Annotated in this window: 14 protein-coding genes; 5 read left to right on the plus strand and 9 right to left on the minus strand. The window is 74.3% G+C overall.

The genetic code is table 11. The features are described 5' to 3' along the window. The 3 genes from ACZ66Z_RS23675 to ACZ66Z_RS23685 all read left to right on the plus strand — a co-directional run. Positions 1 to 563: dihydrodipicolinate synthase family protein (locus tag ACZ66Z_RS23675; RefSeq protein ID WP_469937015.1), on the plus strand; the 563-nt coding region annotated here is incomplete at its 5' end. A 32-nt stretch (positions 564 to 595) separates the two neighbouring features. Next, on the plus strand, positions 596 to 1,600 hold the full coding sequence (locus tag ACZ66Z_RS23680) for a proline racemase family protein (protein ID WP_469937017.1): 1,005 nt from the start codon (positions 596 to 598) through the stop codon (positions 1,598 to 1,600). Positions 1,601 to 1,743: 143 nt separating this feature from the next. Beyond that, positions 1,744 to 2,445 carry a GntR family transcriptional regulator gene (locus tag ACZ66Z_RS23685; RefSeq protein WP_469937019.1) on the plus strand — a complete coding sequence of 234 codons (702 nt, stop codon included), beginning with the start codon at positions 1,744 to 1,746 and terminating at the stop codon, positions 2,443 to 2,445. Positions 2,446 to 2,502: 57 nt separating this feature from the next. Here ACZ66Z_RS23685 and ACZ66Z_RS23690 read toward each other — a convergent pair whose 3' ends face one another. The 9 genes from ACZ66Z_RS23690 to ACZ66Z_RS23730 all read right to left on the minus strand — a co-directional run bounded on the left by ACZ66Z_RS23690 (position 2,503) and on the right by ACZ66Z_RS23730 (position 11,453). After that, complete coding sequence (locus tag ACZ66Z_RS23690) at positions 2,503 to 4,005, minus strand: long-chain-fatty-acid--CoA ligase (RefSeq protein WP_469937021.1); 1,503 nt, start codon at positions 4,003 to 4,005, stop codon at positions 2,503 to 2,505. Continuing rightward, positions 4,002 to 4,841 (minus strand): 4'-phosphopantetheinyl transferase family protein, encoded by an 840-nt coding sequence (locus ACZ66Z_RS23695; protein WP_469937023.1) that lies wholly within the window; start codon positions 4,839 to 4,841, stop codon positions 4,002 to 4,004. Before ACZ66Z_RS23695 ends, ACZ66Z_RS23690 begins: the two co-directional genes overlap by 4 nt. Then, entirely contained in the window at positions 4,838 to 5,938 is a 1,101-nt protein-coding gene (locus tag ACZ66Z_RS23700) for an alpha/beta hydrolase family protein (RefSeq protein ID WP_469937025.1), read from the minus strand. The genes ACZ66Z_RS23695 and ACZ66Z_RS23700 overlap by 4 nt, the downstream gene beginning before the upstream one ends. Then, entirely contained in the window at positions 5,935 to 6,909 is a 975-nt protein-coding gene (locus ACZ66Z_RS23705) for a beta-ketoacyl-ACP synthase 3 (RefSeq protein ID WP_469937027.1), read from the minus strand. Before ACZ66Z_RS23705 ends, ACZ66Z_RS23700 begins: the two co-directional genes overlap by 4 nt. Positions 6,910 to 6,973: 64 nt before the next feature. After that, on the minus strand, positions 6,974 to 7,867 hold the full coding sequence (fabI, locus tag ACZ66Z_RS23710; protein WP_469937029.1) for an enoyl-ACP reductase FabI: 894 nt from the start codon (positions 7,865 to 7,867) through the stop codon (positions 6,974 to 6,976). Beyond that, positions 7,867 to 9,111 (minus strand): beta-ketoacyl-[acyl-carrier-protein] synthase family protein, encoded by a 1,245-nt coding sequence (locus ACZ66Z_RS23715; RefSeq protein ID WP_469937031.1) that lies wholly within the window; start codon positions 9,109 to 9,111, stop codon positions 7,867 to 7,869. Before ACZ66Z_RS23715 ends, fabI begins: the two co-directional genes overlap by 1 nt. Beyond that, on the minus strand, positions 9,104 to 9,376 hold the full coding sequence (locus ACZ66Z_RS23720; protein ID WP_469937033.1) for an acyl carrier protein: 273 nt from the start codon (positions 9,374 to 9,376) through the stop codon (positions 9,104 to 9,106). The genes ACZ66Z_RS23715 and ACZ66Z_RS23720 overlap by 8 nt, the downstream gene beginning before the upstream one ends. A 109-nt stretch (positions 9,377 to 9,485) precedes the next feature. Continuing rightward, a complete protein-coding gene (locus ACZ66Z_RS23725; RefSeq protein ID WP_469937035.1) occupies positions 9,486 to 10,601 on the minus strand; it encodes a radical SAM protein in 1,116 nt (371 codons plus the stop codon). 132 nt (positions 10,602 to 10,733) lie between these two features. Continuing rightward, the gene (locus tag ACZ66Z_RS23730; protein ID WP_469937037.1) at positions 10,734 to 11,453 is read right to left on the minus strand and encodes a Phenylacetic acid catabolic protein; all 720 of its coding nucleotides are present in this window, start codon (positions 11,451 to 11,453) and stop codon (positions 10,734 to 10,736) included. Positions 11,454 to 11,970: 517 nt separating this feature from the next. On the opposite strand from ACZ66Z_RS23730, the gene ACZ66Z_RS23735 reads away from it, so the two are divergent. Together ACZ66Z_RS23735 and ACZ66Z_RS23740 are read left to right on the plus strand one after the other, a co-directional pair. Beyond that, entirely contained in the window at positions 11,971 to 13,197 is a 1,227-nt protein-coding gene (locus ACZ66Z_RS23735) for an aminotransferase-like domain-containing protein (protein ID WP_469937039.1), read from the plus strand. Next, positions 13,197 to 13,679 carry a PaaI family thioesterase gene (locus ACZ66Z_RS23740; protein ID WP_469937041.1) on the plus strand — a complete coding sequence of 161 codons (483 nt, stop codon included), beginning with the start codon at positions 13,197 to 13,199 and terminating at the stop codon, positions 13,677 to 13,679. Before ACZ66Z_RS23735 ends, ACZ66Z_RS23740 begins: the two co-directional genes overlap by 1 nt. Positions 13,680 to 13,697: the final 18 nt, after the last annotated feature.

Raw genomic sequence — 13,697 nt, forward strand, 5'->3', positions numbered from 1 at the left:
ACACCTACCGCGCCGACGAGCGGTCCGTACGCGCCCACTACGCCGAGGTGGCCGGTGCCGGACTGCCCGTCGTCGCCTACAACAACCCGTACGACACCAAGGTCGACCTCACCCCCGGCCTGATCGCCCGCCTCCACGCCGACGGCGACATCGTCGCCGTCAAGGAGTTCAGCGGCGACGTCCGCCGCGCCTACGAGCTCGCCGAACTCGCCCCCGAGCTCGACCTGCTGATCGGCGCCGACGACGTCCTTCTGGAGCTGGCGGTGGCGGGCGCGGTCGGCTGGATCGCCGGCTACCCCAACGCCCTCCCCGCGAGCTGCGCCGCGCTGTACCGCGCCGCGGTCGCCGGCGACCTGGCGACCGCGCTGCCGCTCTACCGCTCGCTGCACCCGCTCTTCCGCTGGGACTCCAAGACCGAGTTCGTCCAGGCGATCAAGCTCTCCACGGACCTCGCCGGCCGCACCGGCGGCCCCACCCGACCGCCCCGCCACCCGCTCACGCCCGAACAGGAAGCCGTCGTGCGCGCCGCCACGGAGAAGGCCCTCGCCGAGGGCCACGCGTAGAGCCCGTCACCCACTCACCGGAAGGGGTTCCCATGCGCACCCGCCACGTCTACCACGCGGTGGACTCCCACACCGAAGGCATGCCCACCCGCGTCGTCACCGGCGGCTTCGGCGTCGTCCCCGGCGCCACCATGGCCGAGCGGCGGCTCCACTTCGCCGAGCACCTCGACCACGTCCGCACCCTCCTCATGTACGAACCGCGCGGTCACGCGGCGATGAGCGGCGCGATCCTCCAGCCGCCCACCCGCCCCGACGCCGACTACGGCGTCCTCTACATCGAGGTGTCCGGCCTGTTGCCGATGTGCGGCCACGGCACCATCGGCGTCGCCACCGTCCTCGTCGAGACGGGCATGGTGCCGGTCGTCGAACCGGTCACCACCGTCCGGCTCGACACCCCCGCCGGGCTCGTGAGCGTCGACGTCCGCGTCGAGGACGGCCGGGCCCGCTCCGTGACCCTCACCAACGTGCCCGCCTTCTCCGTCGGCCTCGACCTGAAGGCGGACGTGCCCGGGTACGGCACGGTCACCTACGACCTCGCGTACGGGGGGAACTTCTACGCCTTCGTCGACCTCGACTCGCTGGGCCTGCCGTTCGACCGCGCCCACAAGGAGGAGCTGCTCGCCGCCGGGCTCGCGATCATGGACGCCGTCAACGCCGGTCCCGACCGGCCCGTCCACCCCGAGAACCCGGCCTTCGCCGGAGTGAAGCACGTCTACCTGACCGCGCCCGGCTCCGACGCGACCCGCTCGCGCCACGCCATGGCCATCCACCCCGGCTGGTTCGACCGCTCCCCGTGCGGCACGGGCACCAGTGCCCGCATGGCCCAGCTGCACGCGCGCGGACTCCTCGCCCCGCACACCGACTTCGTCAACGAGTCCTTCATCGGCACCGAGTTCACCGGGCGCATCGTCGACGAGACGACCGTGGGCGGGCTGCCCGCCGTCGTCCCCACCGTCACCGGCCGCGCCTGGATCACCGGCACGGCCCAGTACTTCCTCGACCCCGACGACCCCTTCCCCGCCGGATTCCTGCTCTGAGCCCCTCGGGGCCGGTCGGGCCGGTCGGGCCGGTCGGACCGCTCGGGCCGCTCGGGGGACTCGGAGGGCTCTGGGTCACTCGGGCCGGTCGGAGAAACGTGACATTGTACGATGCTCCTCCGTGACTTCTCGGAGGACGCACGATGGGTGACCTGAAACAGTACGGCCTCGTCAGAGCCCAGGAACGGCTCCGCGACCAGGTCGGCCACGCCCTCCGCGCCGCCCTGATCGCCGGGGAACTGCGCCCCGGCCAGGTCTACTCGGCCCCCGGCCTCGCGAGCGACCTCGGCGTCTCCGCGACCCCGGTCCGCGAGGCCATGCTCGACCTGGCCCGCGAGGGCCTGGTCGAGCCCGTCCGCAACAAGGGCTTCCGCATCACCGAGGTCAGCGAGCGGGACCTGGACCAGTACACGGAGCTGCGGACCCTCATCGAGGTCCCCACCATCGGCCGGGTCACCCGCACCGCCGCCCGGGAGCGACTGGAGGAGCTGCGCCCGGTCGCCGAGGAGATCGTCTCGCGCGCCCGTGAGCACGACCTCATCGGCTATCTGGAGGCGGACCGGCGCTTCCACCTCGCGCTGCTCGCCCTCTCCGGGAACGAACGGCTCGTCGAGACCGTGGGCGAGCTGCGCAAGCGCTCCCGGCTCTACGGCCTGACCGGCCTCGACGAGGCCGGCAAGCTCGTCTCCTCCGCCGAGGAACACCTCGAACTCCTCGACCTGATGATCGCCGGGGACGTGCCCGGCGCCGAGGCGTGCGCCCGTCGCCACCTCGGCCATGTGCGCTCCCTGTGGGCCGCCCCCGAGGCGGGCGACGAACCGGAGGCCGCAGACGGTCCGTCCTGACCGGCGGAATCCCCTCACGAGCCGTCCGGTCACGAGCCGTCCGGTCACGACGTCCGGTCACGAGCCGTCCGGCGGGACGATCGCCCGCTTGAGGACCTTCCCCGTCGGGCCCTTCGGAAGGGCGTCCGTGAGCCAGATCCGGCGCGGGTACTTGTACGGGGCGAGCCGCTCCCGCACGTGGGCGCGCAGCTCGGCGGGGGAGACCCGGCCGCCGGGCCGCAGGACGACCGCGGCGGCGACCTCCTGCCCGTGCACCGGGTGCGGGACGCCGAGGACGGCGGCCTCCGCCACGCACGGGTGGAGGTGGAGGACCTCCTCCACCTCCCTCGGGTACACGTTGAACCCGCCCCGGATCACGACGTCCTTGACGCGGTCGACCACCCGGAAGTCGCCGGACGCGTCCCGGGTGCCGAGGTCGCCGGTGTGCAGCCAGCCGTCCCGCACCGTCTCCGCCGTGGCCTCCGGGCGGCGCCAGTACCCCTTCATGACGTTGTGTCCCCGGATGACGAGCTCGCCGACCCCGCCGTCGGGGACCTCCTTGCCGTCCCGGTCCACCACCCGCATCTCCACGCCCTCGATCGGGACGCCGATCGTGCCGGGGGAGCGCGGCCGGTCGATCCGGTTCACACAGGCCAGCGGGGACGACTCGGACAGCCCGTACCCCTCCAGCACCGCGCAGCCGAAGCCGGACTCGAAACCGGTGAGCACCGCGACCGGGAGGGGCGAGCCGCCGCACAGACAGACCCGCAGCGAGGAGACGTCGTGGTCCGCCCGGTCCGGATGCCGCAGCAGCAGCCCGTACATGGTGGGGACGCCGAGGAAGACCGTGACCCGGTCCCGGGCGACGAGCGCGAGCGCGCCCGCCGGGTCGAAGCGGACCATGAGCGTCAGACAGGCGCCCACCGACACCGCGCAGTTGAGCCCCATCACCTGCCCGAAGGAGTGGAAGAGCGGCAGCCCGCCGAAGACCGTGTCCGAGGGGCCGAGCCCCAGCACCCGCACGCCTTCGTCGACGTTGCGCCGGATGTTGCGGTGGGTGAGCTCGGCGCCCTTGGGGGCCCCGGTCGTGCCGGAGGTGTAGAGCACGACGGCCGTGTCCTCCGGGGCACGGGGAACGGGCGCCACGCGCGCGTGGCCCGCCAACAGCGCGGTGAACGCGGCCGGTTCGACCGCCAGGTGCGGGGTGCCCGCCAGCCGGGCGCCCTCCGCCGCCTCCTCGCCGTCCCGGTGCGGGGACAGGAGCAGCGCGGCCCCGGCGTCCGCCAGACAGTGGCGGACCTCGCCCGCCCGCAGCAGCGGGTTGAGCGGGACGACGATCGCGCCCGCCCGCAGGACGCCGTAGTAGAGCACGGCGAACAGCGTGCCGTTCGGCAGCACGAGGGCCACCCGGTCGCCGGGTCCGACCCCGCGCGCACGGAGCAGCGCGGCGGCGCGGTGGGCGAGGTCGTCGAGCACGCCGTACGTCAGCGACTCGTCGCCGAGCCGCAGCGCGGTCCTGTCGGGGCACACGGCCGCGCTCCGGGCGAGGAGTGCGGGAACGGTGCCGTCGTCGACGCTCATCGGCGATGCTCCTTCGGGGCCGTGCGGTGCGGAGGACGCGGTACGGGACGGGGGACGGCGACCGCGGTCAGCAGCAGGCCCTCGCGGACCAGCCAGCGGCCGTGCAGCACGCGCGGGAAGGGACCGGGCCCCGCGGGCGCCGGAACCAGGAGCCGCGCCCGGAACCGGCCGACGGTCCGGGGACGCTCCTCCGCACGCGCGCGTGCGGGCGGGTGCGGGTGGTCGTCACGCGCGCGTGCGGGCGGGCACGGGCCGCCGGTCGTGTCGAGCCGCCACGACACCTCGGCGTCCTCGAAGCCGAGCCAGGCGCCTCCGTACCCGCTCCAGGCCTTGTAGACGGACTCCTTGGCGCTGAACAGCAGCCGGTCCCAGGCGACGTCCGGCCGCCGGGCGGACAGGTCGCGCAGCCGCGCCTCCTCCGGGCCGAGGACCACCTCCTCGCGGACCCCGGGCGGCAGCGGAGCGTGCGGTTCGGCGTCGATGCCGAGGCCGAGGAAACGGGCGGCCGGGGCCACCGCCGCGCCCCGGTACCCCGCGCAGTGCGTGATGCTGCCGACGGTGCCCACGGGCCACGCCGGCGCCCCGCGCCGCCCCCTCAGGAGCGGGGCCGCCCCGACCCCGAGGGCCGCGAGCGCCCGGTGGGCGCAGAGCCGGGCCGTCGCGAACTCCCGCCGTCTGCCGGGCGTGGCACGTGCCATCAGGGCCTCCTCCTCGGGGAAGAGCCACGGGGGGTCGGGCTCGCCCGCCGACTCGTGCCGGCCGGTCTCCTCGGCCCAGCGCACCCGTTCGGGCAGCAGCGCGCCGAGCAGGAGGCCCTCCCCGCTCCGCACGCTCACGCCCGGGCGCCCGACGGCGCGCCGCCGCGGCCCGCGGCCGGGACCGGAGACACGCTGCCGGGCCCGGCCGCGCCGGACGGGGCGCCGGATCCGGTCGCGCCCGGCGGGGCGGTGCCGGATCCGGCCGTACACGCCGGGGCGGTGCCGGACGTGTCCGTCGAAGCGGTGCCCTGTCGTCCGCCCGCGCCGACCGCGGCGGTGCCGGGTCCGGTCGCGGTCGCCGTCGGGAACTCCGCCCACGCCGCGATCCGCTCGACCAGCCCCGTGTTGTGCCGGATCCAGCGGAAGTGGTCGAGCCCCCGGCCGCCGGCGTCCGACGACCGGTAGGTCCAGCGCCGGACCCGGGCCGGGGGAAGCTTCGCGCACAGGTGGTCCACGGCCCGGGGAGGCGCCAGCGCGTCGCCCTCGACGTCGACGGCCAGCACGGGCACGTCGACGCGTCCCAGCGCCGCCTCGTAGTCGGCGGCGGCGCCCCCGGCACCGTACCGCCCGGTCCGCATCTGCCGCGCCCAGTCCCGCATCACGCCCACGGACTCGCGTCCGCCGAAGCCGAACCGGTGCCCCGGCCAGTACCCGAGCAGCTCCGCGCCGGCCACGCACAGCAGGCTCCGCGCGAGCCACCGCGCACCCGGCCGGAGGTCCGCCCCCGTGCCGAGCGCGCGCCACCACGCCGAACCGCTCGCCACCAGGACGACCCCCGCGAGGCGCGGCCGGAACAGCCCGCAGTGCACCAGGCCGAGCTGGCCGCCGAGGCTGTGCCCGAGCAGCAGCCTCGGCGCCTCCGGGAAGGCGCGCTCGACGGCGCCGAGGACCGCGCCGATGTCGTGCTCGACGAGCTCGCGGTAGCCGAAGCGGATCCCGCGCGCCGGGACCGGGGTGCTCTCGCCGTGGCCGCGCGGGTCCGCCGTCACCACGGTCGCGCCCCGCCGGTGCAGCGCCCTTGCCAGCGGGGCGTAGTGGCGGGCGGCGGTGCCCATCGCGGGGAGGACGACCACGACCGGGGCGGTCGGCTCCACGCGCGCGTGGACCCGCACCACGAGCACGGCGCCGTCCGGGGCGGTGAGCTCGGCGAGCACGGGAAAGGGGGAGGCGCTCATCCCGCTCCCACGGGACCGGCCCCCGGACCCGCCAGGCGCCAGCCGATCACCCCCGCGCCCCAGGTGACGCCCGCGCCGAACGCCGCCACCCCGAGCAGGCCCGTCGGGCCGAGGAGGCCCTCCCGCCAAGCCTGGTGCAGGGCGAGGGGGATGGAGGCGGAGGAGGTGTTGGCGACCCGGTCGACGTTGAGGTAGAGCCGCTCCGGCGCGACGCCGAGCTCCTTGCCCACCGCCCGTACGATGCGCGCGTTGGCCTGGTGGGCGACGAACAGGTCGACGTCGTCGGCGGTCAGCTCCCGCCGCGCGAGGACGTCCCGGGCCGCCTCGCTCATCCGCTCCACGGCCTGGACGAAGATCTCGGGCCCGTCCATCCGGAGCTTCCGGTCGTACCGGTCGGCGTAGAGCAGCGGGATCAGCTCCCCGTCCGAGCCGAGCCGGAACGCGGGCCCGACGGAGGGTCCCGGGTCCACGTCCGCCACGACCACCGCCCCGGCGCCGTCGCCGAGCAGCACCGCCGTCGACCGGTCCTCGTGGTCGGTGATCCGGGTCAGCGCCTCGGCGCCGCATACCAGCACGGCGCCCGCCCGGCCCGACTCGATCAGGGCGACGGCGTGGTCCAGGGCGTACACGAACCCGGCGCAGGCCGCGTGCAGGTCGAACGCGGCGGCCCGGTCCGCGCCGAGCCGGGCGGCCACCTCCACGGCCAGGCCCGGGGTCGTCCGGTCGGGGGTCGTGGTCGCCACGACGACGTGCCCCACCTCGCGCGCGGTGCGGCCCGCCTGGGCGAGGGCCGTCCGGGAGGCGGCCAGGGCGAGGTCGGCGAGGTGCCCGTCCTCCGGCAGGAAGTGGCGCTGCCGGATCCCGGTCCGCTTGACGATCCACTCGTCGGAGGAGCCGATGGCGGCGAAGTGGCTGTTGGGCACGGCCCGTTCGGGCAGGGCGGAGCCGATGCCGACGATCGCCGCGGTCATGAGCGGTCCTCCTTCACGAGCGGTCCTCTTTCACGAGCGGTCGTCTTTCACGAGCAGCCCTCTTTCACGAGCGGTCCTCCTTGCCGGCGCGGGGCGGGACGCCGATGCCCGAGGGCTCGCCGACGGCGCCGACCCCCATGCGGACGGCGTGCATCCCGCCGTCCGCGTGCACGATCTCCCCGGTGACGGTGGCCGCCAGGTCCGAGAGCAGGAACAGGACGGGACCGACGAGCCGGGCCGGATCGGCGCGGTTCCAGCCGAGCGGCGCCTCCTGCTCCCAGCGGTCGGCGATCCGGTCGAAGGTGCTGACGGCCCGCCCGGCCACGGTCTCGACCGGGCCGGCGGCGACGAGGTTGACGCGGATGCCGGAGTGCCCCAGATAGAGCGCGAGATAGCGGCAGACCGCGCCGAGCGTGGCCTTGCCGACCCCCATCCAGTCGTACCCCGGCCAGGCCCCGGACGCGTCGAAGTCGAGTCCGACGACGCTGCCCCTGGCCGCGCCGGCGCCACCGCCCTCGTGCAGCAGCGGGGCGAGTGCGGTGGTCAGCGAGTGCAGTGAGAACGCCGCCGTGCGCAGGGCGAGCGCCGCGTCCTCGACGGGCGTGGAGAGGAAGTTCCCGCTCAGCGCGGACTGCGGGGCGGCGGCGATCGCGTGCAGGACGCCGTCGACCGCGCCCCAGCGGCGCTCCAGCTCCTTCGTGAGCGCGTCCAGGTCCTCGGGGCGCGTCACGTCGAGTTCCAGGACGTCCGCCGGGTACGGCAGGCCGGAGGCCGCCGCCTCCGTGATCCGCCGGGTCCGCCCGAAGCCCGTCAGCAGGACCTCCGCGCCCGCCTCCTGGAGCGCCCGCGCGGTGTGCCAGGCGATCGAGTCGTCGTTGAGGACGCCGGTCACCAGATAGCGGCGCCCCGAGAAGCCGAGGAGGTCGGGGATGCCGTGGGGGTCGCGGGACGCGCGCATCAGGACCGTCCTTCCACGGCCAGGACCAGGGCCGCGTTGTGTCCGCCGAAGCCGAAGGAGGTGGAGAGTCCGGACAGCCGGCCCGTGCCCGCCCGCGCGGTGAGCTTCCTCGGCGCCCGGACCAGGTCGAGTGGCCCGAGCGCCGGGTCCGGACGGCGCAGCCCCGCCGTCGGGGGCGCCACCCCGTGCCGCAGCGCCTGGAGGGTGGCGACGGCCTCGACCGCGCCCGCCGCCCCGAAGAGGTGCCCGAGGGCGCCCTTGCCGGAGGAGAGCGGCAGCTCCGCGAGGACGTCGGCCCCGAGGGCGCCCCGCAGGGCCTCGCACTCCAGCCGGTCGTTGAGGGCGGTGCCGGTCCCGTGGGCGTTGACGTACGCCAGCTCCCCGGGCGCCACCGAGGCCTCCCGCAGCGCGAGCGTGACCGCCCGGGCCGCGGGCCCGCCGCCGGGGGCGGGCGCGGTGACGTGATGGGCGTCGGAGGTCGCCGCGTACCCCCGTACGGTTCCGAGGACCCCGGCCCCGCGCCGGGCGGCGCCCGCCGCCGTCTCCAGGACGAGGATCCCGGCGCCCTCGCCGATCACGAAGCCGTCGCGGTCCCGGTCGAAGGGGCGGGCGGAACCGCTCGGCGAGAGGGCGCCGGCGTTCGCGAAGGCGGCCGCCACCAGGTCCGAGGAGGAGGCCTCCGCGCCGCCCACCACGACGGCGTCGGCCGCCCCCGCGGCCAGGAGCCGCATCCCCGCGCCGACGGCCTGCGCGCCGCTGCTGCACGCGGACGCGACGCACAGGCTCTCGCCGCGGAAGCCGTACCGCATGGAGAGGTGGGCGGCGGCCGCGTTGGCCATCGTCTGCGGGATCATCAGCGGCGAGACGAACCCGGCGCCCTCCCTCTCGTACACCTCCCGCTGCGCCTCGAAGGAGGCCGTGCCGCCGAGCCCGCAGCCGATGACACAGGCGACGCGCTCGGGGAGCCAGGGGGACGGGGCGCCCGCCCGGTGCCCGGCCCGGGTCAGGGCCTCCTCGGCCGCGACCAGGGCCAGCTGGGTGAACCGGTCGGTGCGGCGCACCAGGTTCCGCGGCAGATGGTCGCCGGCGGTGAAGTCCGCGTGCCGGACGGCCGGATGGGAGCCCGCCGGCGCCGTGTCCCCGGCGACGGCGCGCTCGTGGAGCACGTCGGCACCGACGCCGAGCGGGGTGACCGCGCCGAAACCGGTGACGACGACCTCCCGGCCCCGCCGCGGGTCACTCAACTCCGGCCTTCGCCCAGCACAGTTCGAGGATCTGGCCGACGGTCTCGACGCCGTCGAAGTCCTTCGTGCGGATCGGTACGCCGAGGTCCCGCTTGACGGACTGTGCGAGCTCGACCATGTCCAGCGAGTCGATCTCCAGGTCGTCGAGCGCGGCCCCCGGCCGGACGTCGCCCTCGTCGACGCCCAGTTCGACGAGGGCGTCGGTGATGAACCGCTCGATGGCGGCGCGGTCCGGTGTCGTGGACGTCGCGGATGTCTCGGACATGACTCTCCCGTGCGGTGATGGGGACCGGGGCTGTGCTCGGGGGCTGTGATCAGGATCGTGCTCGGGGTCGCGGTCAAGGCTGTGGTCGGGCTCGCGGCCGGGGCGGTGATCAGGGGCTGGTGAGCTTCGAGGCGTGGTACGGCGACCAGTGCCACTGGCGCCAGTAGCTCTCCGCGATGTCCACCCACTCCTCCAGGCGCGCGGCGCTGTCCAGGAAGCGGGAGGCGCTGACCACCAGCCAGCTGTAGACGGCCTGGCTGTCGCGGCAGCCGCCGCAGTCCCCGGACGTGCAGCAGAACTGCAGCGACTCGTAGTCGGCGCCCCAGGCGGCGAAGCCCGGGATCACCGGGTTGCCGTTGGCGACCCGCTCCTCGTGGTCGGGATGGTCGACGCTGAGGCTCGGGCAGACGTCGTATCCGAAGCGTGCCCCCCAGTGGGACCGCCCGGTGACGAGGGCGCGGATGAAGTACGGATGGCTGACCACGGCCTCGGGGTAGGCCGCCTTGACCCGCAGGGCCTCTTCGAGGACACGGCGCTCGTTCGCGATCTGGATCGGGTTGTCCGAGCCGTGCTCGCTGTAGAAGTTGAAGGTGACGAGGTTTCCGTTGTCGGCGATCCTGCGCACGGTCGGTTCGAGGTACGGCAGCCCGGCCTCGGAGAGCGCGAAGACGAACAGGACGCGCGGGTCGTCCTCGTAGTGCGAGAGCGCCGTGTCGAACAGGCCGGTGAACTTCGAGCCGTTGACCCGGACGGCCCGCAGGTCGTCGTCGAGCGGCCCGCCGCCGAAGATGCTGACGGCCACGGCGATGTGCTCGAAGCCCTGCACGGGCATCGGACGCAGGCCGTTGGTCGAGATCGTGATGTACGGCAGCTCCTCGACGAAGGCCTCCACCCGGCGCAGCACCAGGGTCGGCTCACCGCCGATCAGCGTGGCCTGGTTGACCCCCTCGTCCCGCAGCCGGCGGGCGAAGGCGCGGATCTTCCCGACGTCCGAGAGCTCGCGCACGGCGGTGTCGAACCCGCCCTCGAAGTACCAGCAGCCCTTGCAGCGGATGTTGCAGGTGTTGGTGAGGTGGACCTCGCACGAGCGCACCTCCCGGCCGAGACGGCGCAGCCTGTGCAGGCGCTCGGCGAGATCGGGACGTTCGGCCAGGAGGGCGGCGGTGCGCTCCTTCGCCTCGCGGCGGCCGAGCGGGCGCGGGGTGATGGTCAGGGGGGTGGCCATGGACTGCGGACTCCTCGGTCGGACTGCTGCTCGGTGTCTCTCTCGCGCTCGCGCCCTCCGGCCGTACGGGCGCCGTACGAGCGCCGTACGGGGCGGGGGCCGGGCGGCGTACGGGCGCCTCGCCGCGCCGGGCTACTCGGGGACCTTCAGGCCGAGGTTCTCGATCCTCGGCGTGACCTTCGCCCGCCAGATGTCGCGCGCCTCTCCGTTGGTGGTCCGTCGGAGACCGAAGCGGACCGCGAGCTTCGCCCTCTCCGAATGCGCGCTGCCGAAGATCCGGTTGAATCCCGGCCACAATCGGTCGAGACCCCGTTGGAGTTCCTCACGGCCTTCCCCGGTGCGGGCGAGATTCCGGCAGACCCGCGCGCCGTGCGCGATGTGCACCTTCTCGTCGAGAATGATCGTGCGCACCGCCTCGGCCCACGGCTTGTAACTGCTCTGCGCGAATTCGGAGATCATCACCATCGCGGTCTCCTCGCCGATGTACGAGAAGATTCCGCGTTCCGCCCAGGTGGTGCAGGTGTGGAACTCGTGACCGGCGAAGAGATCACGGTCGGCGAGCCGCTGCTGCTCCATGTATCCGGTGTCCACGCCGATGTCGGCCAGGATCCTCTTGCCGATCTTGTAGTGGTCGTACTCCTCGACGGCGCGTTCGGCGCACACCTGCCGTTCCTCGGCGTTCGGTGCGAGCGGCAGGAACACCTGGATGTAGTCGTCGGCGCCGGACAGTTCGCCCTCGGTGTTGACGATCATTCCCCGTACGGCGATCTCGCGGTAGTCCTCGGGCATGGCGAGGAATTCCTCGGGGGTGCGGACGACGACCGCCTCGTCGACGGGAACGGAAGATGCCATGGTGATCCACTCGCCTCGCTCGTTCGACTTCGACCCGAAAGACCGCTGACATCGCGGTGGTGGAGCGGTCGAACGCTATCCACGGCGCAACCGTCCATCAATGAGTCCGAGAACCGGAATGGCCGATTTCCCCGAGCCGTCCACGGTGTGCGGAGAACCCGGCCGAGAACCGTCTGCGGCGCGTCGGACAAGGCGGAGGAAGATCGCCCGCCCACCCTTTCCGGGATCGACCAGCGGGAAAGGAAGGGGGAGGAAGGCCCTCCGAATTCACCGCCCGAGGCCGGATTTCCACGGCCCGCAGAGTGGCCGAATCGGATCCGGCGCGGATCGGGCGCGGGTCCGGACCGAACCGAGACCGAAACCGGACCAAAACCGGGCCGAACCCGGAGCAGGCCCGAGCAAGCCCCCGACGGGAAGGGAATTCGCTCCGCACGGGGGCCGAAGAGCGTCAACTCGGCCACGCCCGGCGGCAATCGAACGACCTGGACACCGCCTTGAATCTCTATATGCTGGCGCCATGCTTTCTGCCGCCTCCGTGCCCGCGAACGCCACCCCCTCCACCCCCTCCGCGCCCGCGCCGGCCACCGCCTCCCGGCTGGCCGGCGTCGGCTCGTCGCCGGTACGGGAGATCCTGGCGCTCACGGCACGGCCCGAGGTGATCTCGTTCGCCGGAGGCCTGCCCGCCCCCGAACTGTTCGACATCGCAGGGATCCGCGCGGCGTACGACCGGGTCCTCGCGGAGAACCCGCAGCACGTCCTCCAGTACTCGACGACCGAGGGCGACCCGGAACTCCGCACCGCCATCGCCGACCGGCTCACCGCGCGCGGACTGCCCACGGACGCCGACGACCTCCTCGTCACCACCGGCTCGCAGCAGGCCCTGACGCTCCTCACCACCGCGCTCGTCGAACCGGGCGGCGTCGTCCTCGTCGAGGACCCCTGCTACCTGGCCGCCCTCCAGACCTTCGGCTTCGCGGGCGCCCGCGTCGTCCCCGTCCCCACCGACGACCAGGGGATCGTCCCCGAGGCCCTGGAGGAGATCGCGGCCCGCGAGAAGGCCACCCTCCTCTACATCGTCCCCACCTTCCAGAACCCCACCGGCCGCACGCTCCCCGCCGAGCGCCGCCACGCCGTCGCCGAGGCCGCCGCGCGGCACGGATTCTGGATCGTCGAGGACGACCCGTACGGCGAACTGCGCTACGACGGCGAGCGCGTGCCCTGCATCGCCGCCGACCCCGCCGCGGCCGACCGCACGGTCCTGCTCGGCTCCTTCTCCAAGGTGATGGCCCCCGGCCTCCGGCTCGGCCACTTGCGCGCCCCCGCCGGGCTGCGGCGCGCCTGCGTGATCGCCAAGCAGGCCGCGGACCTGCACACCTCGACCATCGACCAGGCCGCGGCCGCGCGCTATCTGCGCGACAGCGACCTCGACGCCCACGTCGCCGTGATCCGCGCCGCCTACCAGGAGCGCAGGGACGCGATGCTCGAAGGCCTGCCGGGCGCGCTGCCCGAGGGCAGCCGGTGGAACAGGCCGGAGGGCGGCATGTTCATCTGGGCGACCCTCCCCGTCGGTCACGACGCGACGGCCCTCCTGAAGACCGCCGTCGGCCACGAGGTGGCGTACGTGCCGGGGGCGCCGTTCTTCTGCGGCGAGCCGGACCCGGGCGCGATGCGGTTGTCGTTCACGACGCACTCGGCCGACGAGATCAGGGAAGGGCTCCGCCGGCTGGCGAAGAGCTTCGTCTGATGGCGGACGCCGGGAGCCCCACGACCCGCACGCAGGTGCCCCCTCCGGCCGCCGGCACGCTGTCGCCGGACGAGCTGAACGCGCTCGTCCAGCGGCAGTTTCCGGACTACGCGGCCTGCCGCGTCACCGACGCGAGCGGGACGCACCTGCTCATGGAGGCGGACGGGGCCCGGCTCCGCACCCGGCCCGGCGGCACGATCTCGGGCCCCGAACAGGCCGGACTCGTCGACCTCGCGGCCTTCCTCCTCGTCAACGCCCGCCTCGGGCGCCCCACGCCGATGGCGCTCACCACCTCGCTCCAGATCAGCTACCTCAACCGCCCCCGGCCCGGACTGCTCCGGACGCACGCACGCATGGCCAAGTTCGGGCGCCGCCTCTGCGTGGTCCTCGCCGAACTCAGGGACGAGACGGGCGATCTGGCGGCCTCCGCCACCGTCACGTACTCCGTCCCGCCGGCGGTCGCGGGTCGGGGGACCGGCTGACCCGCAGCCGAGCGCCGA

This window comes from Streptomyces sp. NPDC107498 (assembly GCF_055582805.1).

Coding starts and splice junctions, on each gene's coding strand:
- fabI (WP_469937029.1), bottom strand. CDS start 7,867: ATGCGCGCGTCCCGCGACCCCCACGGCATCCCCGACCTCCTCGGCTTC.
- ACZ66Z_RS23740 (WP_469937041.1), top strand. CDS start 13,197: ATGGCGGACGCCGGGAGCCCCACGACCCGCACGCAGGTGCCCCCTCCG.
- ACZ66Z_RS23700 (WP_469937025.1), bottom strand. CDS start 5,938: ATGAGCGCCTCCCCCTTTCCCGTGCTCGCCGAGCTCACCGCCCCGGAC.
- ACZ66Z_RS23685 (WP_469937019.1), top strand. CDS start 1,744: ATGGGTGACCTGAAACAGTACGGCCTCGTCAGAGCCCAGGAACGGCTC.
- ACZ66Z_RS23705 (WP_469937027.1), bottom strand. CDS start 6,909: ATGACCGCGGCGATCGTCGGCATCGGCTCCGCCCTGCCCGAACGGGCC.
- ACZ66Z_RS23720 (WP_469937033.1), bottom strand. CDS start 9,376: ATGTCCGAGACATCCGCGACGTCCACGACACCGGACCGCGCCGCCATC.
- ACZ66Z_RS23680 (WP_469937017.1), top strand. CDS start 596: ATGCGCACCCGCCACGTCTACCACGCGGTGGACTCCCACACCGAAGGC.
- ACZ66Z_RS23690 (WP_469937021.1), bottom strand. CDS start 4,005: ATGAGCGTCGACGACGGCACCGTTCCCGCACTCCTCGCCCGGAGCGCG.
- ACZ66Z_RS23735 (WP_469937039.1), top strand. CDS start 11,971: ATGCTTTCTGCCGCCTCCGTGCCCGCGAACGCCACCCCCTCCACCCCC.
- ACZ66Z_RS23730 (WP_469937037.1), bottom strand. CDS start 11,453: ATGGCATCTTCCGTTCCCGTCGACGAGGCGGTCGTCGTCCGCACCCCC.
- ACZ66Z_RS23725 (WP_469937035.1), bottom strand. CDS start 10,601: ATGGCCACCCCCCTGACCATCACCCCGCGCCCGCTCGGCCGCCGCGAG.